Below are 21,669 nucleotides of genomic sequence, written 5' to 3' on the forward strand. Positions count from 1 at the left end.
CTGCGCCTTCGTCAAGACGTCAATGTTTTTTCATGTTAATCCGCATAAATCATTTTTCTCGTCATGCCGCCATCAACAACCAAATCGGTTCCTGTCACAAATTGATTGTCTTCATCTGTTAAATAAAAACAAGCTTTGACAATATCCTTTGGCGTTCCTACTCGATTGGAAAGGTGCTGCTGATGGTCAATTTCTCGCAGGCTTTTCTCATCCTTCGTTTCAATCCATCCAGGGGAAATGCTGTTTACTGTTATATGATCCTGACTAAAAGAAGCAGCCATCGCATGAGTAAGTGCTGATATCCCGCCTTTTGATGCAGCATACGCTTCTGTATCTGGTTCTGACATGGTCGCGCGAGTGGATGAGATATTAACGATAGAACCGCCTGATTGATTCTCTTTTATATAACGTGCCGCTTCCCTTGCACATAAAAAAGCACCTCGTAGGTTTGTATGCAGCACATGATCAAACTCATCAACCGTTAGCTCATAAGGCGATTTTGTACACATAACCCCTGCATTATTGATGAGAATATCGATCGTTTGATAACGAGCCACAGCAGCCGACATGATGTCTTGAATATCCTTCTCTTGTTTCACATCCGTTTTTAAAAAAAAAGCCTCAAAGGACTCCTTTTTCAGCTGATCTTCCAAGCGCTTGCCCTTCTCTTCGTCAATATCCGCAAGCACAACACGCGCCCCTTCTTTCGCATAACCATACGCGATCGACTCACCAATTCCATTGGCTGCGCCAGTGATAACGACTGTTTTATTGTGAAAGTTCATCGTTTATCCTATCCTTTCTCTCTTGAGATGTTGTCGTCTATCATACCACTCATGTATACACGATACCTAGTCAAATGGGACATAGAGAAACCACCACCTAAATCATACATTAGGAGGGTGGTATATTTGTAATTCTCCATATTGACGACATAGTCGTTTGCTTCTTGTGTAAAGTCTGGGAAAGTTTGTGTTTATCATTCAGTCATTCTATTCGGCTCTTTTTCTGTATGACTTAAAAAGCAGCCTTTAGTATATCTAAGTAGTCCGCTTTCGTAACGGCACGAACATTGCTTTTTGTAGAGTTGTTTTGTTCTGCCAGTTCAGCCATTTTTTCAAAATCTTCTACTTTTACATAAGATAATTCTTTTAGTGATGGAATACCTAAATTCTTTGTGAATGTATACATACCATCCATTAATTTTTGAATCGCCACATCATCTGCATCCGTTTTATCTGCAAAGCCCATGATGTTTGCAAGCTCTATGTGCAATGATTTGTTTTCAGTTGCATTAAATTGTATGACATAAGGTAAAAACACAGCATTTGCGATACCATGAGGCGTATCATAAAGACTGCCGAGCGCTTCGGCTAAACAATGCACGGCTGCTACATCAGCGGAACCGAAGCATAAGCCAGCGAGTAAACTGCCTTCCTGCATTTTGTATCTTGCTTCTAAATCAGACCCGTCTTCATACGCCTTCGGTAAATAGGTCACAATGGTTTTCATTGCGCTTGCCCCCATCGCCTTAGAAATAGGGTTTGTTTCTTTACATGTATAGCCTTCAATCGCATGGACCAGTGCATCAACACCTGTTGCCGCTGTTATACTTTTTGGCACAGTAGAAGTAAGAGCAGGATCCAAAATCGCAATAGTTGGTCGAAGCAAGGCATGTTTTAAGGTGATTTTTTTATGTGAAGCAGCTAACGTAATCACAGATGAACGGGTCACCTCAGAGCCAGTTCCAGCCGTGGTTGGAATACAAATTAAGGGTGATACATTTGTGTACGCTTTCTTGCCTGCTATATACTCTTCAGGATTACCGCCATTTGGACCTAATAAAGCAATGGCTTTTGCCGTATCCATTGGGCTTCCTCCACCAATCGCAATAACCGCTGATGCTTGTACTTTTCTAAAGAGCTCTGCACCCGTTAGACATTCATGATCTCTTGGGTTTGGAGATACTTGATCAAAGACGACAACGGAATAACCAGCTTCTTGCAAATATGCTTCAATAGGCGTCACCAATCCTGCGCTTTTTACACCAGGGTCAGTCACAATCATAATTGTAGCACTAGGCAATACAATGTCCTCTACAATAGAGGCAATTTCTTTAGATTTCCCCGCCCCCATGATCATTTTCGTATGACAATCATATTCAAAATTTATCATTGATTTTCTACCCCTTCATTTGTTGATTTAATCGCTTGTTTTTCTGCTCCCCACCATTCTATTCCTTTTAAACCTGGAATGGTAGAAGCGTAAAAAACAGGGTTCTTTCCTACCTTTCTTTGTCCCATGTAATCATTTAGAGCCGCAAAAGCAAATTTGCCTAAAATCGCAATGGCAACCAAGTTAACAATGGCCATAATCGCCATCGACAAGTCCGCTAACGTCCAAACGATTTGTAAGTTGGCGAGAGCACCAAACATAATCATCATTAAAACAGTGATTCGATACACGAATAGCGCGGTTACACTGTGATGAATAAAACTGATATTGGCTTCACCGTAATAGTAGCCACCTACAATGGAGCTAAATGCAAAAGTAAAGATCGCAAATGCTAAGAAAATACTAGCCCAAGAACCGAAATGCTGCGCCATTGCAGCTTGAGTAATTTCAATACCTGACAAATCACCTGCTGTTTCTACTGTTGATAGCATAATAATAAATGCTGTACAACTACAAACAACTAATGTATCAAAAAATACGCCTAATAATTGAACAAACCCTTGTTTTACTGGGTGTGAAACATGGGCAGCAGCAGCGGCATTTGGTGCACTTCCCATTCCTGCTTCATTGGAAAATAAACCGCGTTTGACACCGTTCATTATTGCAGCGCCGATTCCGCCTCCAACCATTTGCTCTAATCCAAACGCACTTTTCATAATACTTGCTAATGCTGCGGGTACATCAGCGATATTTGTCACAATCACATAAAGTGCTAAGATAATATAAAACGAGGACATGATTGGCACAATGATTTGGGTAAAGCGGGCAATTCTCTTTACACCACCAAAAATGATGAAAGCCGTAAGAATGGTTACGAATACCCCCATGCCAATTGGACTGATACCAAATGAATATCGAAAGGCATTTGTGATGGTGTTCGTTTGTACTGCATTAAAAATTAAGCCAAAACTAAGAATAACAGAAAAGGCAAAGATCCTACTTGGCCATTTCAGTCCAAATTGCTTTTGTATATAATAGCCTGGCCCCCCTTTAAAACCATCACTTGTTCTCACTTTATATATTTGAGCGAGTGTGCTTTCGACAAATGCAGAAGCTCCCCCTAAAACTGCTGCAAACCACATCCAGAAAATAGCTCCAGGACCACCAACTGTGATGGCAATAGCAACACCTGCCATATTTCCAGTTCCAATCCTCGTCGCTGCTCCGATAAAGAAAGCTTGCATTGAAGAAATGTCTTGACTCCCTTTTATTTTTGGGGCTTTTTCAAAAATAGAACGGAAGATCTCTTTTAGTAAGACAATTTGCATAAACTTCATTCTCACCGTAAAGTAGATTCCAATCCCTATTAACATAACGACTAAAATATATGTCCATAAAAAGTCATTTATTGAATTGACAATCGTTTCAAACAAAGCCATCCCCCCTATAAAATCTGAACATTCTAAATAATGAAAGCGCCTACTTTTATCATAGTAAAAATGTTATGATCTATCTATAGAAGTTTTCTGATTGCATCAATCGGCTCATCCGATTTAGGAGGGATTGACGTTGGAAATAAAGCAACTGATGATGTTCCAAACAGCATCAAAAGTATTAAACTTTACAAAAACAGCACAAATACTTGGCTATGCTCAATCTAGTATCACAGCAAATATCGCTGCATTAGAAGAAGAGCTAGGAACCCCTCTTTTTGAAAGGCTTGGAAAAAGGGTGATTTTAACAGAATCTGGCATGAAGTTTCAAGATTATACGGATAAGATTTTAGGTTTAACAGGAGAAGCATTAGAGGCTATTGGCGGAATGAGTGAGCCAAGCGGCATTTTGAGAATATGTGCATCTGAAACACAATGTACCTATCGACTTCCTCATATTTTAACGGACTTTCAAACAACGTACCCTAAAGTAGAACTAATTTTTCGTCCCGGAATAGCTGAAAAGGATGTTTTAAATCTATTACTGGAAGGACAAATTGATGTCGCCCTATTATCGATGAATCCTGTCGTATCCTCACATTTAATTGTAAAAGAATTAAAAGATGAACCGATGGCCATTGTATGCTGTCCAACAAATCCATTGAGCAAAAAACAAAAAGTACATCCTATCGATTTAGACGAGCAAAGATTGTTGTTAACTGAAGACTGCGATTATCGTTATGCCTTCGAACACTCTTTGACACAGGCAGGAGCAAAACCGAGAAGTAAACTAGAACTAGCAGATGTAGAAGCCATAAAAAAATGTGTAATGGCTGGTTTAGGAATTGCTGTACTTCCCGAAATTTCTATAAAAAGAGAAATAACAGAAGGCCATATGATTAAAATCAATTGGATGGGACCCTGTCTCACAACGAAAACCCAACTATTCTGGCATAAAAATAAATGGATGTCTCCTGCTTTGAAGGCGTTTGTTGATTTAACAGAGGATTATATCCTTCTCAATGGGTAATCTGAAATATTTATTTGGGCAGCCTTCCATTTCTTTCACCATTAAATATTAACGAGTTATCCAATCATTTAAAGTAAATCAGGTGTATACAAAAAGCCCTCTACATAGCTATAGAGGGCTTTTTAGAAGAACAGAGGATTAATAGGATCTGATACTCTTCAAACCAATGATCATAAAGATCACCGTAAAAGCAATTAAAACCGTCGCATCTAATAATAAGATAGAAAGATTAACATTGCCGCTCATGATCTCACCAAAACCAGACATCATCCTTGTTTGCGGTATAGTCAAAGAAATCTTCTTCATAATGTCTGGAACGATATCTAGAGGCCAATAAATACCACCCAGCATGCACGATCCTACAATGACAATTGCACTAAAGATTTCAGCTTGTTTTTTTGTTTGAGATAAAGTAGCTATCATAAACCCTAAACTTACGACAAGGCCTATAACAAATGATCCGAACAATAAAATAAGAAACAGGTTACCTAAGTAGACATTAAAGAAAATAGATAAGATGGTCAAAAGAACACCCAATTGTATCCATCCAAGAAGGAAATATGCCATTAAATAGCCCAGAAGTACATATATTTTATGGATTGGACTCGAAAGCAATCTTTGCCATGTATAATTTTTATACTCCAAATGTATAGATGACAAAGAGCTTGAAATCGCAAACATCATAAACATAATGGTAAAGCCAAGCGGTATTAAATTTGGTTGCTGGTTTGCTTGACCATCTTGATTTTTTTCAACCAACGAAATGGTGCCAGATTCATTTAACTTATTCAATGTAGTGGTGAGAGAAGCACTTCTCTGATCTTTCACACCGTAATTGATCTGATAAATGATCGCTGCTGCCTCTTTTAAATAGGGAGATAAGACTGCATATTCCTCAGTTTTCTTATAAACTGTCACATCAAAAATCTCTTTATTTTCTTTTAAATGGGACTCTAATTGATCAGAGACTTTAACCGACGCAATTACCTTTTCATCAGATACTAATTCTTCCGCTTCAATTTCAGACGCCTTTATCCAAAGAAATGTCGTGTTCTTTTTGAGCATTTTTAATATTTCCTGATTGAGTTCGTCTTGTTGAGGATTTTGAACAAAAGCAACTGTGGGTTTCTTTGTATCTGATGCCGTGCTGCCAAAGATAAAACTAAATATGATTGGCATAACAAATAAAAAAATGAGAGCCAATGGAGACTTTAATGTTTCTTTTAACTTTAACGTGATAATGGCTAATATTTTATGCATAGCGATGCTTCCTTTCAAAAGACATTCTTAATAAAGCAATGATGAAGAAAGCTAGTCCCATCCCACAGCTAAGTAATAATCCACTTTGAATTTCACTAAAATCAGCACCTGCCATACTTTTCAAAAACATTTGAAGTGCAAGAGAATTAGGTAAAAAATAGCTGATATTCATCACCCATTGTGGGAATAAGTATAAGGGCACCATACTCCCACCTAAAGCAGCTAACACTTGAGTTCCTAAAATCCCCACACTGTTAAACGTTTTTTCTCTATTGATAAAAGAACCAATCAGCACCCCTAAACCCGCAGCATTTAATATAAAACTAAATCCGATCATAACAACAGTAAAAGGCTCTCCCCAATTCACCTTAAAGACAAAACTAGTAAATAAAATAATGACCGCAAGTTGAATCATACTCATTAAAAAAATGCCCAATAACTTTCCAATGATATAACTAGTATTGCTTAACTTTGATACTAGTAGTCTTTTATAGACTTCTTCTTCTTTTTCCTCTATCATACTGCCAACCAAGAAAACAACAGTCATTAATAAAAAAAGCACACCCATCCCGCCTGCGTAGTATTGGAAGGATGTAATCGGCTGGCTGTTGATATGAATGTTCCTTTCGTTCACTAGTTCTTTTTTCAGTTGATCAGACACGATCTCCACTTCTTTACCTTGATTCAACGGCACCAGAATACGATTCATATGATAATTTTGAAAGAATTGCAAAACCACATTTTCTAGGACCATTTCCTGTAAGCTTGAATTAGGTCCTTTCAAAATATTCAATTGCACATGATCGTGATTTAATATGCTTTTTTCAAAATTCGGCTTGATGATTATACCCATTGTAATGTCTCTACTATTTAAATCTTTCTCTAGCTGATTTTTCGAGGTGACCTTCACTTCAAATATGTCACTGAGTTCACTCTTAGACAATGTTGAAAGAAACATTTTACTTGTAGCGGACTTATCTTGATCTGTTATTCCTACTCGAAATGAATTGATCCTAATTTCGCTATCTTTCTTCATGTTATCTCCAAATGCTGCACCTAATATAGCAATTAATATGATAGGCATAAAAAAAAGTGTAAAAAAGCTTTTCTTATCCCTAAAAAACAATAATAGATCTTTCAGTACAACCCAAATACTCATATACTCACCTCTATTCGATCTAGTCTCGTAATTTCTTACCTGTTAAATACAAGAAAACATTTTCTAAATTTGGTTCTACAACTTCTGCTGAAATTAATTGAACATTTAATGCGGTTACACCTTGAATAAGTTGACTTAGTAAATGCTGAGGATTGTCATCAAATAATTTGATTTGATTTCCCTGCACCATAAAGTCATTCAGTGGGTGATATTCATTTATATATTGGCACACTCGCTCCATATCCTTTTGTCCTTGTTCACATTTAATCGTAAAAATGATTTCTCTTTTTTCTCCAACAAGCTCAGCCAATTCACTTAAATCACCTACCTTAATGAAAGAACCTTGATCCATAATAGCTATTTTTTCACATAGATATTCGACTTCCTCCATGTAATGACTCGTATAAATAATCGTCATTCCTTCACTATTTAGCGTTTTAACTGTTTCTAATATATGATTTCTGGATTGCGGGTCTATACCCACTGTAGGCTCATCCATTATTAATAGTTTTGGCCGATGCAAAATCGCACATCCGATATTCACTCTTCTTTTCATCCCACCTGAGAATACTTTCACCTTATCATTCGCTCTATTGCCCAGACCAATTAATTCAAGGATTTCTTGTACTCTGCTTTTTAATTCTTCTCCTTTAAGTCCATACATTTTCCCCCAAAACGTTAAATTTTCTTTTGCTGACATATCTAAATATAAAGCGATCTCTTGCGGAACAATGCCAATCAATTGCTGTGCATGCTTTGTTTCTTTATGTAGATCAATGCCTCCAATCGTAATAGTCCCGCTCGTTGCATGTATAAGTCCTGTCATGATACCGATTAAGGTTGATTTCCCTGCACCATTAGGGCCCAACAGTCCAAATGATTCACCTTGTTTTAAGTGGAAGCTAACCCCTTTTAATACTTGTTTACCTTCATAATTTTTGATGATGTTTTGTACTTTTAGCAATCGCAATCTCTCCTCTATTCTTCCTATCTATCATAATCCTGTCCAATCATTGCCAACTGTTTTATGGTATGTCTTTCAACTAAAGATCATTTTTTCCAATTTACTCATTTTATCACGTTATGAAATGTAGAAGAACAGTATAGGTCTTTTTATATTTATAAACAAAAAAACTTACAGGAAAAATCCTGTAAGTTTTTTTCGATGGATCATTATTTAGAAATCATGCCATGCGGGTCAATCACAAATTTCTTCGCCACACCCGAATCAAAATCGCTATATCCTTTAGGGGCTTGATCAAGGGAAATGACGGTTGCATTAACGGCTTTGGCGATTTGTGCTCTTCCGCTTAAAATAGATTTCATCAAGCTGCGGTGATATTGCATGACAGGGGTTTGGCCTGTCACAAAAGTATGGGCTTTTGCCCAGCCAAGTCCAATTCGCACTTTCAGAGATCCAACTTTTGCATCTTCATCCACAGCACCTGGATCTTCTGTGACATAAAGTCCTGGAATTCCAAGCTTACCGCCAACTTTGGTAATATCCATAATTGTATTTAAAACGGTGGCTGGTGCTTCTCCTTGATCTCCATGACCTGAAGCTTCAAAACCGACACAATCGACCGCACAGTCGACTTCTGGCTCTCCAAGGATGTTTGTCATTTGTTCACCGATTCGATCATGTTTTCGTAAATTAATCGTTTCGCAGCCAAAGCTTCTCGCCTGCTCGAGCCTTTGTTCATTGAGATCGCCGACGATGACAGCAGAAGCGCCAAGGAGCTGAGCGGAATGCGCTGCTGCAAGACCTACTGGCCCTGCACCAGCAATATAGACGGTAGAGCCCGGCTTTACGCCAGCCGTATAAGCACCATGAAAACCTGTCGGGAATATATCAGAAAGCATCGTCAAATCAAGTATTTTCTCCATCGCCTGATCTTTGTCCGGAAATTTGAGTAGCTGGAAATCAGCATATGGCACCATGACGTACTCCGATTGGCCGCCAACCCATCCGCCCATATCTACATATCCATAAGCTGAGCCAGGTCGATCGGGGTTCACATTTAAACACACATGGGTTTTTTGTTCTTTACACATGACGCAGCGACCACAGGCAATATTAAATGGAACTGATACGAGATCACCCTTTTGGATAAACTCTACATCTCGTCCAACTTCAACGACTTCACCAGTAATTTCATGACCAAGGACAAGTCCTTCAGGCGCAGTTGTACGCCCTCTTACCATATGCTGGTCGCTCCCGCAAATGTTTGTTGTCACCACTTTTAAAATGACGCCATGCTCACACTTACGTCCAACATTGGCTTTAGGTACACCAGGGCCATCCCTTAAAACCAAATCAGGGTATCCAATATCCTCAACTGCTACATTTCCTGCTCCTTTGTAAACGACACCTTTGTTTCCCGACATGTTTTCATTCCTCCCTTTTTGTTTAAAAATGAAGTCTCTCCAAAATTCTCTCTTTCTCGGGCTTTTTCCTTCTTTTAACCGCACATTGACTCAAAAAATAAGTGACAAATGTCTATCTAGGATAGAAAAATGTATTTTCCAGTCAAATAAAAAAGAAAATATTGAAAAAAAAGCTAAACATTTGAAGAACATTGTCGATATAAGGAATAAGCCAGACAGGTATCCTTAATCGACAAACAAATTCCTTATATATACTATCATTCCTTACACACCTGGCTGGCCCCTACATATGAAATGAATGCAAAAGACTCTTCTTGTGAAGAGTCTTTTTTATTGATGAATGATCAATTCCCACATGCAAAAAAGGCCCTTCTGGCGAAGAGCCTTTTTTTGAGTGCTTGTTCATTACCTGGGAAATATTTTCATCATTTTAAGGCTTTGATACAGATGTATGTATCATAATGGTAAACAGAGACGTCTCTAAAGTGATACGCTGAAAAAAGACAGCTGATGTCTTCTTCACTGTACGTTGAAAGAGACTGTGAGCGTTTTTGTTCCTTCATTAGTTCCTGCTTTTGAAAAGATAAGAATACTTCTCCATCCACTTGAAGAACACGATATACCTCTTTCATGACTAGTTCGATATCTGGCAAGTAATAGATGGTCTGCACTGTGAACAATTTATTGAATGATCTGTCTTCAAAAGGTAATTGCTCAGCTTTTCCAAGTGTGATAACGGCTTTTTCCTGCTCGACAAGCCTCTTATGTTTTCTTTTCGCGTATTTTACCATATGACGCGAAGCATCGATTCCATATACTTTTCCTCGGTCAAGTTTTTCCGCTACTTTAGATAATGTCATACCTCTTCCAGTACCAATTTCTAAAATCCGGTCGTTTTCTTGTATATTTAAGAGTTGAATCGTCCATTGATTGATATTATGATGATTTTTTTCCATATAGCGGGCAACCCATTTTGAGAACAAGCCCTTTGGTTCCCTCATTTGTTTTCCAATCCAGCTTTGAATCAATGTCAACACCTGCTTTGCACCAGTAAATAAAACTATTTACGAATTTTCTTACTTTTCATATCGGCTCTCGCCTAACAAAAGTTAAGACCTAGTCCTAATTTCTTTGTCTTTTATTAGACGGCACCTTTTCTGAAAATGTTTCGCACGTAATGAAAAATATTTAAACAAATAGGCATTTTCATTAATTGTGCTCAGATTGATTTCGTTTTCCGCATGAGCTGCATATTTTATGAATGTATCTTGATTAGATAAAGGTGGTGCTAGATTATGGGCTTTGGCGGTTATTCTGGAGGCTACTGCGGTGGCTACGGTGGCGGTTTTGCAGGCGGATTCGCATTGCTTGTTGTACTGTTCATTTTGTTAATCATCATCGGTGCAAGCTGGATTTGCTAATGTAAAAGGAGCAGGAAACGATAACGTTTCCTGCTCCTTTTCTTTAATACCAATAGGTTGGATAATTGTACATATAGCGTCTGAGCATTTCTTCTTGCTCTCTTTGCATTCTGTATGGATTGCCGTACCCGTGCTTTAAAGAATGCGGAATAGACGCATACCCGTGCCCCACTGACGGAAACCTCATATATGGTGACATCGACATTCATTGATCACCTCACAATCTCCTTTTACGGTTATCATATGTGCAGGTGATCAATGTGGAGCGTGTCTAAACCTGGTCCTTCTCCCTTGTATAACAATCAAGCATTGCAAGCATCATAAACATGTCAATCTCCTCCTTTTCATGTTTTTATTGTCCTTTTTAGTTCATGTACTTTAGTTGTTTCTGCTTCATTTCTTCATAAAATGTTTCGACTTGTTGTTCATAAAGAACGGTTTCAATGTCCTTGTATTTACGTTGGATCGTCAAAGTAATAAAAAATAAATGGATTGTCATATACGCTCACCTCCCTTCAGTTCGCAGCACGCGAAATAGCCCGCAGATCTTCTTTATCAGTTGACCTGCGGGCACACAAAAATGCAGATCAAAAGACAGTGTCTTCTAACCTGCGATGGATGATACGTGAAATCCTCGTTTACTTAAACAGTTTTGTAGCGTGAACCGTAAAAGGTAAAGGAAGGACACGAGCTCTTCCACAGGCTGATGACATGATGAAATTGGTTGTTGAATTGATCACAAGTAGATACGAATAACATATTCTTCAGCCTCCTTTACGTTTTTAATTACTTTGTAAGTATATCCAGCAAGCACCATTTTGTAAACCTGTTTTTAGTAAATTAGATGATTTTTGTGTGTTTGACTAAATTTCTACAGACATTCTTGTCCGATTATCCAGTGCAATTAAAAAAAGTCTCCTCAACACATGAGGAGACTTTTCGACTTAATCTTCATCAAGTTCTTGCAATTTCTTTTGAAAAAAGATCGCACGTTTCACGCAAAGAAAAGCGGCTAATAAGAAAACAAAATCAACTGCCATCATCAGCATTTTTGGTGATGCTTCTATGTGCTGATTCGGTAAAATCGTACCAATATATAAAAAGGTGCTGACAGCAAGCAAAATAAAAGCGTATTGCTTGTAATCTGTCACTAAACCATCCCACTTTTTCTTCACTTGTTTCACCTTCCCGTTATCAATGTCTATTGATAGCTTACCATAGTGAGAGAAAGTGAGGGGCATGTAAATCTATCCATTCGTTACTGCGTCGAGTCCTTGTTCAATATCATGTAATAAGTCATCAATATCCTCAATACCGACAGAAATACGGATTAAACCATCTGTGATGCCAAGCTCTTCTCTGCGCTCTTTTGGTATGGATGCATGGGTCATGCGAGCAGGAACAGAGATTAAACTTTCAACCGCCCCTAGGCTTTCTGCGATTGTAAACAATTTTAATTGGCTTAAAAACACGTCGACATTTTCTTCTTTTCCAATATCAAAAGAAATCATACCGCCAAAGCCTGTTGCTTGAGTTTTTGCAAGCTCATGACCTGGGTGAGCGCTTAAACCTGGGTAATAGACACGTGTAATCGCAGGATGCTGTTCTAAAAACTCAGCGATTTTCTGCGCGTTTTGTTGATGTGCTTCCATTCTTAGCCCGAGCGTTTTCATCCCTCGCATTAGAAGCCACGCATCTTGCGGTCCAAGAATACCGCCTGTAGAGTTTTGAACAAAGTGCAATTCTTCACCAAGCTCTTCAGTAGCTGTCACGACAAGTCCGCCCACCACATCACTATGGCCGCCTAAATATTTTGTGGCACTGTGCAAGACAATGTCAGCCCCATATGAAATCGGCTTTTGAAAATATGGGGTAAAAAACGTATTATCGACAATCATCAAGATGCCAGCTTCTTTTGTGATCCGGCTTATGGCTTGTAGATCGGTCATTTTCAGCAATGGATTGGTTGGTGATTCAATATAGACGGCTTTTGTTTCTGGTAAAATTGCTTTTTTCACTGCTTCAGGATCACTTGTGTCTACAAATGTGGCTTTAATGCCAATCCGGTTGAGCACCTTTGTCATCACACGATAGGTTCCGCCGTACACGTCGTCAGTCAGTACGATATGATCTCCGCTGTTAAACAGCATCATCACAGCTGTAATTGCAGCCATCCCTGAACCGAATGCATAGCCGTTTGCCCCTCCTTCAAGATCACGAATGACTGTTTCCAGTGCTGTTCTTGTTGGATTCGCAGTTCTGGAATATTCATATCCAGTGTGCTCGCCTGCTTTAGGCTGCTTATAGGTGCTGACTTGGTAAATGGGAACAGACACGGCTCCTGTTTTTTCATCACCAGTGATTCCACTATGAATCATCATTGTTTTTGGCTTCATTTTATTTTCCTCCCTCATAAATACCTTTACTTAGATAACGTTCACTGCTATCAGGAAAAATAGTGACGATCACCGTCCCAGGTGATGCCTTTTTCGCTTCCTCTAAAGCGGCAAATAGAGCGGCTCCAGACGAGCTTCCGATCAGAACACCTTCCTTTTCAGCTGCTTCTTTCACCATTCGGAAAGCATCATCGTCACTGACGGTATAAATCTCGTCAAATAAAGTCGATTCCATATAATCTGGAATAAATTCAAGGCCAATTCCTTCCGTTCTATGCGGTCCCGGCTTTCCGCCATTTAAAATAGATCCTTCTGGTTCCACGATCACTGTTTTTAGCGCTTCTTTTTGCTCTTTTAAATAGGCAGCACAGCCTTGAAACGTTCCGCCAGAGCCCGCTCCTGCTACAAACACGTCTATGTTTCCCTGGAGGTCGGACCATATTTCTGGCCCGAGCGTTTTATAGTAAGTCAATGGATTTACTTGGTTTTTAAATTGTAAGACACAATACGCATTGTCAAGGCTTGCCTCTAGTTCAAGGGCTCGATCAATCGCACCCTTCATCCCATCTTTTCTTGGTGTATGAATAATCTCTGCACCAAGCGCCTTCATGAGCTGTTGTTTCTCTTGACTAAAATGTTCTGGTACACAGAAGATCGGATGCAATTGATGTTTTCTTGCACTTAGCGCAAGCCCGATGCCTGTGTTTCCTGCAGTTGCTTCAATAATGGTTCCGCCTGGGCGCAGTTTGCCCGATGCCAGCGCTTCTTTAATCAGCATATCACCTAAGCGATCCTTAATACTTCCGCCTGGGTTCATCATTTCAAGTTTTGCATAAACATCAACACCTGCCGGCACACCCATCCCTGACAGTTTTAAAAGCGGTGTGTGGCCAATTAATTCCGTAATATCATGTATGACAGCCATATAAATCCCTTCCTTTGTATGGAAAAGAAGGGGAAACCCCTTCTTTTATTGTGTTTGCTTTATCATACGCAGGACAAGGTCTGTTGAGTGAATCGCTGCTTGCTCTAGAAATTGATCAAAAGAGATATTGGATTCTTTCCCAGCAATATCTGACAACGCTCGAACGACCACAAATGGCGTTTCAAATAGATGGCAAACTTGCGCAACTGCTGCTGCCTCCATTTCCACTGCATACAGCTCTGGAAATTTCTCTCTCACAAACGCGACACGACCAGGATCATCCATAAATGAATCTCCTGTTGCAATCGTTCCTTTTGCCACTTGAATATGATCGATTTCTGAAGCAGATTCCTCTGCCAGCTTCACAAGCTGATCATCTGCGATGAATGCAGCTGGTAATCCTGGCACTTGTCCATATTCGTAATTAAAGATCGTCACGTCCACATCATGATGTCTAACATCAGTAGAGATGACAATATCACCTACATTTAATGAGTGATGGAAACCGCCAGCTGATCCTGTATTGATCACATAATCTGGCTGAAAGCGGTCAAGCAGAAGTGTTGTGCTGACCGCTGCATTCACTTTTCCAATCCCTGATTTTAATAAAATCACTTCTTTATCTTCATAAACACCTGTTGTAAATTCACACCCAGCGATGTTTTCTTGTGTGGCATTCTTTAGTTGGTCTCTTAAAATCGTCACTTCTTCTTCCATTGCACCTATCACTGCGATTTTCAAATCAAAAACATCCTTTCATTCCCTTTTCTTCGCTTCTACGATCCACACAAAATCATTCATTTGATGAAAAGATGTGCTAAAACCTTCTTCTTCAAAGATTTGCTTTAACACACCTATGGATGGATAATATTCCGTTTCTAAATCCTCTGCAAGCTGATCGAACCCAGCGGCTTTCGCTTTGTTCGTTGCAGCTTGATGTGCTGCTTGATTTTGAAACATTGTATCAGCAAAGACTATTTTACCACCTGAGGGAAGGATGTTGCCATAGGTGTGGATGGCTTGTTTTTTTTCTTCGTCCGTTAAATGATGGAAAGCATATGAACTGACGATCGTATCAGGCTCAAAAGGTGGGGCTGGAAACGATAAAAAATCTCCGTCATGAAATACATTTGGTATTCCTTTTTGAAGAGCCGCTTTCTTCATGGCCTCTGAAGGTTCAACGCCAAACACTTTCTTATCTGCTTGAAGCAGTGCCGCCGTTAGGTTTCCTGTGCCGCTTCCAAACTCAATGACATGTTGACCTGCACGGCGAGTAATCTCTTTTAGAATGGCCGGATACCGGCGAAACACTTCTTTATACTGCTCGTCATGACCACTTACAGTGTCATCATAAGATTCAGCCCAATGATCAAATAAAGAAAGAAACTCACGTCCCATTTTTCTTTCCCTCCACTTTATCTATTTATTCCTATCCGTATAGTATGTTTTATTCCGTCGAACAGTTCCTATCCTACCACATCTTCTGATTCTTTCCTACTAAAAAATACTGAGTGGGGTAGAAAAATATTTGCCCTTTTAAATGGGAGAGATTATGATGAATCTAGAGCATGGAGGGATGAATGAAATGGATTTTCAACTGGATTTTTTAAAGGACAAAATTGAATTTTTTGAAGCAACGTCTTTAAAAGAACTTGAACAAAAGATCCAAAAACAAATTGAACATAATCAGGCGATCTTGCTGACTGTTCATTCTGTGAGTCATCAAACGGCTGTCATTGATGATAAAATTTTGTATACAGCAGTTGTTCATTTTAAAGCGAATGTCTCATAAAAAAAGATCAGCGTGTAGGCAGTCAGGTCTGTGCGCCGGTGCTAGTCCTTCCTAGACTGCAAAGGTTTTCTATCACGCTGAAAAGAAGAAAAAGGCTAAAATGAAGTTCATTTTAGCCTTTTTGTATGCATCTTTTTTATTTTAATTTTTCAACCTTCACAGGTTTCCAGCCTTTTTCGTCCACCCACGTAATTTCTACACGGTAGCGTTCACCTGTTGATTTATCACGGATGGTTCCTTTTGCATCTTGAGGTCCTCCGTTATTTCCTAACCAAATAACAGTCATTTGATCTTCTGAGATTCCTGTCGCATAGGACATGGCTTTGATCATTTCTTTCCAGTCTTTTGAGTTAGCATCATAGGTTGCTGTATGTGATCCCGATTGCTCTGTTCCTACAGGCTCCCAGTTATCGTTTTCATATGTTTTGTCTACGTCACTTGTTTTACCGCCATCTGTTTCTGTGGCATCTTTTAACGCATCTTTGTTTGGCTCTTCTTCATCATCTGTTTTCTTTGTATCGTCTTTTTTGTCAGATGAATCGTCTTTTTTCGCATCCGCATCATCGGATGTATCTTTCTTTTGATCTTTCACATCTTCTTCTGAGTTTTGTTTATTTTCACTCGATGCAGGTGCTGTTTTGGATGGTTCGTTGGCTACATCTTTCGGTGGTCTATTAAAAATTAACAAACTCGATGCGACAACCAAAATAAGCACCACAACGATACCAATTAATATGTTAAGCACCATATTCGCCTTTCTGCGCTTATCACGATGTTCAAATCGAGAATTTCTACTCAAAATCTCTGCACTCCTTTGCCTCTGTTCCCTAAGTCGTTACTATTCTAACATGACATGAAGGGATGTTCTATGTCTGTTTCTTTTCAATTTCATTGACCTTTTTTACAATATCATAAAACGCTTCATTTGTCTTAGCCCGGCCACTTGCCTCATCAAGGTGAACAACGACGAGAGCGTATTTTGGTTTTTCTGCCGGAAAGTATCCGGCAAACCACTTGTGATAAAGTGGATTCCCCTGTTTATCTTTGCTGCCGGTTTGGGCCGTGCCTGATTTCCCTGCTATATGGAACGGCAGGTCTTGAAATCTTCTTCCTGTTCCTTTGTCAGACGTCACCACCTGCCTTAAGTACTTTTGCAAGGTTTGAGCTGTATAGCGGTCAATACTGTCACCATCAGGTCGTTTGTTTTGAAAGGATAGCATCGTTGTTCCGTTTTGATACATCACTTTATCTGCAATCCTCACTTCTTTTCGTTCTCCACCCCTTGCAATCGTTGCCATCATATTGGCAATTTGTAAGGGGGTTGTTTTGACATTTTTTTGACCAATTGCCGTTTGCGCAATGGCTTTTTTGACATGCTTGTCTCTTTTATCTCCCCACACACTGCCTGTTTCTTCACGATCAAACTGTTTGAATTGTTGCTTATGGTATACATCCCCTTCCCAGCCAGCTCGATCCACAAGCCCAAGCTTTGAAGCTGTCTTTTCAAGGATTTGATCATCTGTTTGGATGAGCTGCTCAGCGAGTGTCGCAAATGTATAATTACAGCTTTGCGCAAAGCTTTCAGACAGATTCAGTACTTCCTGCTTTCCTTCTGGCTCTCCATATAAATTCTTTCGACAATCATACATCGTTTGTGGTTGGTTCAAGTTTTTTTCAATCGCTGCGGCAAGCACGACCGTTTTAAATACAGAACCGGGAGCCATTGCGGTCAGCATGTAATTTCTTGCCTCATGCCGGTTTTTGCTGGTCACATTTGGAACACTCGCCATCGCTAGCACACTGCTATTTTGGATGTCGAGCAGAACCGCTCCGCCTTTTTCAACACCTTGTGCTTTGAGAACATTCTCCATTTCCCTCTGCATGTCTTCGTCCATGGTTGTCTGCACTTGCAGCGGATAAAACGAATGAGCTTCTGCTGTATATTTGACGTCCATCCCAAACAAAGGGTTTCCCCTTCCGTCCACATGGTATAACAATTTTGTGTCTTGCTCTGGTAATAGAAATTCGTCAAATGTACTTTCCAAACCGAATGTACCGATCTCAGTGCGGATTGAAAGCTCTTTTTTGTCCGGATAACGCTTTCTCAAGAGTTCTGGATTCTCGCTTGTGAAACCTAATGTGTGGAGGGCAAGTCTTTTTTTGTCCTTCTCTTTCATATATACGCCGTAAACACCTGAATATTTCATATCATTGATGTCTTTTAGCTTTTTTTTCGTGATATCATCTTTTAAAATGAGTGGTTTCTTCGTTTCTGTCAGCTGGCTCTTCAATTCATCTTCTTCCATCTCAAGTATAGAAGCGGTTTGCTTTAAGTGAGGGAGGTCATATTGCAGGAAAGGAAATATGATGACCGCAGGCTCTTCTTTTGTGAGAAGTGCCTCGCCGTTTCGATCTAAAAATTCACCGCGTCCGTCTGAAATGACTACTTCTTCTGTCCGCTGCCTGACACTTTCTTGGATCAAATTAATATCCAGCTTTGAAAAAGATTCTGTGAAAAACAACTGAATTTCCGCTAGTCTAAATAGGAGACCGAGCAATAAGATAAAAATAATGACACCTGTCCATTGGATTCTTCTTGTTTTCAGCATAAAAACACCTCGTCCCTATTGTGGACGAGGTGTTGATCGTATAAACGTAATTATGAAATTTTTACAATTTGGACGAACATTTCTCCGCCAGGTGTTTGAACAGTGACTTTGTCGTCTACTTGTTTGCCTAAAAGGCTTTTTGCAATTGGTGAATCGTTTGAAATTTTGCCTTCAAACGGATCAGCTTCTGCACTTCCTACAATCGTATAAGACTCTTCTTCACCGTCCGGTAATTCAACGAATGTCACCGTTTTACCGAGTGAAACAATATTTGAGTTACCTTCATCTTCAATAATTTTGGCATTACGAATCATATTATCAAGCGTTGTAATACGACCTTCTACAAACGCTTGCTCTTCTTTAGCAGAATCATATTCCGAGTTTTCAGAGAGGTCTCCAAAACTTCTAGCGATTTTAATACGCTCTACAACCTCTTTACGTTTAACCGTTTTCAAATATTCAAGCTCTTCTTCTAATTTGCGCTTTCCTTCTTCTGTCATTGGAAATACTTTCTCTTGTGCCATGAATCATTCACTCCTTCTATTAATCCTCATCATACAAGCTTTCTGCATGTGAGTGACGACTGAAATATACAAGAATGAGGACATATTCCGGCCCTCATTCCTTCTGTCCCATATTCGTAAAAGTCCATCTTACATGGCGTCCCTTTTAGATGCAACTATTATGCCTTTTTATTAGGCAGGAACAGCAGCGGTCTCATGATGATATATTATCTTCATCGCACAAACTGTGGAAAGGCACAGGAAGCTCCTGTACCTCGTTCGGCCATTTCGATCATATGTAGAAGAATAGCTTATCCATTCTCCATCTTCCAATACATAATATGGTCAGTGTACGATATGTCTATGCTATATTATTACAAAATTGCATTTTGATCAAGAATTGTTTGAAAATTTGTGATGATTTGTTTGTCGTTTTTTTAATATACTTTTACAAAGCAGGAATAACTGAAACTTTCAGCATCCCATCGTGATTTTCCTGTCTCCATTTCGCAGCATTGTTTTCCTATCATATCAAATCTTTTACTCAGGGACTGCTTCTTACAATGCTCACCGATGATTTCGGACTAGCCATTACTAAAGTATTGACTACAAGAGCATGATGTTGAAAAGACCTTTACGTCGTAAAGGTCTTTGTTCTTCTCCATCATTTACTCTCCGCGGTTTTGAAGAATCGTTTGAATTTTTGTCACCATGAGGTCTATTGCGACATGATTTTGTCCGCCTTCTGGGATGATGATATCGGCGTATCGTTTTGACGGTTCAATGAATTGATTGTGCATCGGTCTGACGACAGATACATATTGTTCAATCACGGAATCAATCGATCTGCCTCTTTCTTTCGTATCACGTAAAATACGGCGAATGATCCGAAGATCTGCATCTGTATCCACATACAGTTTAATATCCATTAAGTTTCTTAGACGTTCATTTTCAAGAGCAAAGATTCCTTCAACGATGATGACATCTTTGGGCTCAACATGTACCGTCTCTTCTGAACGTGTGTTTAGTTTAAAATCATAAATTGGTTTTTCAATGGACTCGTACTTTAGCAGCGCTTCTACATGCTCAATCATCAGGTCATTGTCAAATGCAAGCGGATGATCATAATTGGTCAGCAGGCGCTCTTCAAATGGCATATGACTTTGATTTTTATAATATAAATCTTGCTGAAGCATGAGGATTGAATGTCCTTTAAATTTTTCGTAAATGGAATTGGTGACGCTCGTTTTACCTGAACCCGAGCCGCCAGCGATTCCAATCACCACTGGTTTTTTCCCCATGTTCCGGTTATTTCCCCTTTCTCATCATGTTGCTAGGGTATACTTTTTGATCAAGCTTAAATTTCACAATTTGCAGTGGATGACGAGCGGCATCGAGTTCGTTCCCTTTTTCGTCCCAAATCTTCTCAATCTTGCATGTGAAATTTTCAATTTCTGGACCGAAAAATTCAACTTCGTCGCCAGCTTTAAAGAAATTACGCTGCTGTAATGTGACAATTTGTTCTTGTTCATCATAATGAAGTACAAGACCGACGAAATCAAAGGTCGTTTTCTTTCCGTGAATGCCAAACATTTGTTCATCCGTTCCTGGTACACCTTCAAAAAAGGCAGGAGCCGTGTCACGGTTGGCACATTTGTCTAATTCATCAAGCCATTCTTGTTGAATGACGAAATTGTCTGGATCCGCACAGTAAGCATCAATGACTTTACGATAGACACTGACAACTGTTGCTACATAATGAATGGACTTCATTCGTCCTTCGATCTTTAAGCTATCAATTCCCATTTCGATCATTTGCGGTATGGATTCGATGAGTTTCAAATCTTTTGGACTCATCGCAAATGGTGCGTCTTCTTCACCGAATAAAGGCGCTTCCTCAGAGCCTTCTAGTTTATAAAGATCATAATCCCAGCGGCAAGATTGGCAGCAGCCTCCGCGGTTTGAATCTCTCGCTGTCATATGGTTACTGAGCACGCAGCGGCCAGAATAAGCAATACACATCGCCCCGTGAATGAACGTTTCGATTTCAATATCCACTTTTTCTTTCATTTCTTTAATCTCTAGGGCGCTTGTTTCACGTGCAAGGACCACACGCTCAAGCCCCTCTTCCTTCCAAAACTGCACCGCTTTCCAATTTGAAAGAGACTGCTGTGTGCTCAAGTGAACTTCAAGCTTTGGAGCTACTCGTTTGCATGTTTCAATAATGAGTGGATCAGCGACAATAATTCCCGCTACACCGGCTCCTTCAATCCCTTGAAGATATTCTTCCAGCCCGTCCATGTTTTCGTTGTGGGCGAAAATATTCGTTGTCACATAAATGCGAGCACCGTATTTGTTCGCAAATGCGACACCTTCTGCCATTTCTTCGATTGAAAAGTTATCTGCATTTGAACGAAGTCCAAATTCTTTCCCGCCAATAAAAACAGCGTCCGCTCCATAATGCACAGCAATTTTTAGTTTTTCTAAGTTACCTGCTGGCGCTAGCAGTTCTGGTTTTTTTGTAATGACACGTTTTCCATCGATCATTTCAGAAATTCCATCTTTTAAAAGTGCCATT

General features: G+C 39.5%; 22 protein-coding genes and 1 pseudogene. 3 read left to right on the forward strand and 20 right to left on the reverse strand.

Annotated elements, in window-relative coordinates:
* Positions 1–35: 35 nt before the first annotated feature.
* The 3 genes from MHH31_RS12110 to MHH31_RS12120 form a co-directional block, all read right to left on the reverse strand.
* Positions 36–785: a glucose 1-dehydrogenase gene (locus tag MHH31_RS12110; protein ID WP_342494838.1), complete on the reverse strand. Its 750-nt coding sequence runs from the start codon at positions 783–785 to the stop codon at positions 36–38.
* A 232-nt stretch (positions 786–1,017) separates the two neighbouring features.
* Positions 1,018–2,175, reverse strand: coding sequence for an iron-containing alcohol dehydrogenase (locus MHH31_RS12115; protein WP_342494839.1), 1,158 nt, complete (start codon positions 2,173–2,175; stop codon positions 1,018–1,020).
* A complete protein-coding gene (locus tag MHH31_RS12120; RefSeq protein WP_342494840.1) occupies positions 2,172–3,614 on the reverse strand; it encodes an alanine/glycine:cation symporter family protein in 1,443 nt (480 codons plus the stop codon). The genes MHH31_RS12115 and MHH31_RS12120 overlap by 4 nt, the downstream gene beginning before the upstream one ends.
* 130 nt (positions 3,615–3,744) lie before the next feature.
* Here MHH31_RS12120 and MHH31_RS12125 point away from each other — a divergent pair, with 130 nt between their 5' ends.
* Positions 3,745–4,638, forward strand: coding sequence for a LysR family transcriptional regulator (locus tag MHH31_RS12125; protein ID WP_342494841.1), 894 nt, complete (start codon positions 3,745–3,747; stop codon positions 4,636–4,638).
* A 138-nt stretch (positions 4,639–4,776) separates the two neighbouring features.
* On the opposite strand, the gene MHH31_RS12130 is transcribed toward MHH31_RS12125, so the two are convergent.
* The 5 genes from MHH31_RS12130 to MHH31_RS12150 all read right to left on the reverse strand — a co-directional run bounded on the left by MHH31_RS12130 (position 4,777) and on the right by MHH31_RS12150 (position 10,473).
* Positions 4,777–5,898 carry an ABC transporter permease gene (locus tag MHH31_RS12130; RefSeq protein WP_342494842.1) on the reverse strand — a complete coding sequence of 374 codons (1,122 nt, stop codon included), beginning with the start codon at positions 5,896–5,898 and terminating at the stop codon, positions 4,777–4,779.
* The gene (locus tag MHH31_RS12135; protein ID WP_096881670.1) at positions 5,891–7,057 is read right to left on the reverse strand and encodes an ABC transporter permease; all 1,167 of its coding nucleotides are present in this window, start codon (positions 7,055–7,057) and stop codon (positions 5,891–5,893) included. Before MHH31_RS12135 ends, MHH31_RS12130 begins: the two co-directional genes overlap by 8 nt.
* Positions 7,058–7,076: 19 nt before the next feature.
* Entirely contained in the window at positions 7,077–8,021 is a 945-nt protein-coding gene (locus MHH31_RS12140) for an ABC transporter ATP-binding protein (protein WP_327861744.1), read from the reverse strand.
* A gap of 209 nt (positions 8,022–8,230) precedes the next feature.
* Positions 8,231–9,445 carry a formaldehyde dehydrogenase, glutathione-independent gene (gene fdhA / locus MHH31_RS12145; protein WP_017358089.1) on the reverse strand — a complete coding sequence of 405 codons (1,215 nt, stop codon included), beginning with the start codon at positions 9,443–9,445 and terminating at the stop codon, positions 8,231–8,233.
* 425 nt (positions 9,446–9,870) lie between these two features.
* Positions 9,871–10,473, reverse strand: a complete 603-nt coding sequence (locus MHH31_RS12150) for a methyltransferase domain-containing protein (protein ID WP_342494843.1) — start codon at positions 10,471–10,473, stop codon at positions 9,871–9,873.
* A 318-nt stretch (positions 10,474–10,791) separates the two neighbouring features.
* Here MHH31_RS12150 and MHH31_RS12155 point away from each other — a divergent pair.
* Positions 10,792–10,866: pseudogene (locus MHH31_RS12155) on the forward strand (YjcZ family sporulation protein); the annotation flags it as partial.
* Between the two features lie 43 nt (positions 10,867–10,909).
* Here MHH31_RS12155 and MHH31_RS12160 read toward each other — a convergent pair.
* The 7 genes from MHH31_RS12160 to MHH31_RS12190 form a co-directional block, all read right to left on the reverse strand.
* Complete coding sequence (locus MHH31_RS12160) at positions 10,910–11,065, reverse strand: hypothetical protein (RefSeq protein ID WP_223255651.1); 156 nt, start codon at positions 11,063–11,065, stop codon at positions 10,910–10,912.
* Positions 11,066–11,230: 165 nt separating this feature from the next.
* On the reverse strand, positions 11,231–11,365 hold the full coding sequence (locus tag MHH31_RS12165; RefSeq protein ID WP_008342648.1) for a YrzI family small protein: 135 nt from the start codon (positions 11,363–11,365) through the stop codon (positions 11,231–11,233).
* A gap of 445 nt (positions 11,366–11,810) precedes the next feature.
* Positions 11,811–12,041, reverse strand: coding sequence for a YrhC family protein (locus MHH31_RS12170; RefSeq protein ID WP_342494844.1), 231 nt, complete (start codon positions 12,039–12,041; stop codon positions 11,811–11,813).
* Between the two features lie 72 nt (positions 12,042–12,113).
* Positions 12,114–13,262, reverse strand: a complete 1,149-nt coding sequence (locus MHH31_RS12175; RefSeq protein ID WP_008342652.1) for a bifunctional cystathionine gamma-lyase/homocysteine desulfhydrase — start codon at positions 13,260–13,262, stop codon at positions 12,114–12,116.
* A 1-nt stretch (position 13,263) separates the two neighbouring features.
* Positions 13,264–14,187, reverse strand: a complete 924-nt coding sequence (locus MHH31_RS12180; RefSeq protein WP_007501427.1) for a cysteine synthase family protein — start codon at positions 14,185–14,187, stop codon at positions 13,264–13,266.
* A gap of 45 nt (positions 14,188–14,232) precedes the next feature.
* Positions 14,233–14,928, reverse strand: a complete 696-nt coding sequence (gene mtnN / locus MHH31_RS12185) for a 5'-methylthioadenosine/S-adenosylhomocysteine nucleosidase (protein WP_019743016.1) — start codon at positions 14,926–14,928, stop codon at positions 14,233–14,235.
* A gap of 15 nt (positions 14,929–14,943) precedes the next feature.
* Positions 14,944–15,585 carry a class I SAM-dependent methyltransferase gene (locus MHH31_RS12190; RefSeq protein WP_041506826.1) on the reverse strand — a complete coding sequence of 214 codons (642 nt, stop codon included), beginning with the start codon at positions 15,583–15,585 and terminating at the stop codon, positions 14,944–14,946.
* A 187-nt stretch (positions 15,586–15,772) separates the two neighbouring features.
* Between MHH31_RS12190 and MHH31_RS12195 the strand changes: the two genes are divergently transcribed.
* Positions 15,773–15,979 (forward strand): YrzA family protein, encoded by a 207-nt coding sequence (locus MHH31_RS12195; RefSeq protein ID WP_058336777.1) that lies wholly within the window; start codon positions 15,773–15,775, stop codon positions 15,977–15,979.
* Positions 15,980–16,115: 136 nt separating this feature from the next.
* On the opposite strand, the gene MHH31_RS12200 is transcribed toward MHH31_RS12195, so the two are convergent.
* From MHH31_RS12200 to MHH31_RS12220, 5 genes are all read right to left on the reverse strand, one after another.
* On the reverse strand, positions 16,116–16,778 hold the full coding sequence (locus tag MHH31_RS12200; RefSeq protein ID WP_007501430.1) for a YrrS family protein: 663 nt from the start codon (positions 16,776–16,778) through the stop codon (positions 16,116–16,118).
* Between the two features lie 67 nt (positions 16,779–16,845).
* Positions 16,846–18,588 carry a penicillin-binding protein 2 gene (locus tag MHH31_RS12205; RefSeq protein ID WP_025207694.1) on the reverse strand — a complete coding sequence of 581 codons (1,743 nt, stop codon included), beginning with the start codon at positions 18,586–18,588 and terminating at the stop codon, positions 16,846–16,848.
* Positions 18,589–18,638: 50 nt separating this feature from the next.
* Positions 18,639–19,112 carry a transcription elongation factor GreA gene (gene greA / locus MHH31_RS12210; RefSeq protein WP_007501433.1) on the reverse strand — a complete coding sequence of 158 codons (474 nt, stop codon included), beginning with the start codon at positions 19,110–19,112 and terminating at the stop codon, positions 18,639–18,641.
* Positions 19,113–19,759: 647 nt separating this feature from the next.
* Complete coding sequence (gene udk, locus MHH31_RS12215) at positions 19,760–20,392, reverse strand: uridine kinase (protein ID WP_007501435.1); 633 nt, start codon at positions 20,390–20,392, stop codon at positions 19,760–19,762.
* 7 nt (positions 20,393–20,399) lie between these two features.
* A complete protein-coding gene (locus tag MHH31_RS12220; RefSeq protein ID WP_342494845.1) occupies positions 20,400–21,668 on the reverse strand; it encodes a U32 family peptidase in 1,269 nt (422 codons plus the stop codon).
* Between the last annotated feature and the right edge of the window lies 1 nt (position 21,669).

It is taken from the genome of Bacillus sp. FSL K6-1033, assembly GCF_038630765.1.
In the GTDB taxonomy this organism is placed as follows: Bacteria; Bacillota; Bacilli; order Bacillales; family Bacillaceae; genus Bacillus; species Bacillus altitudinis.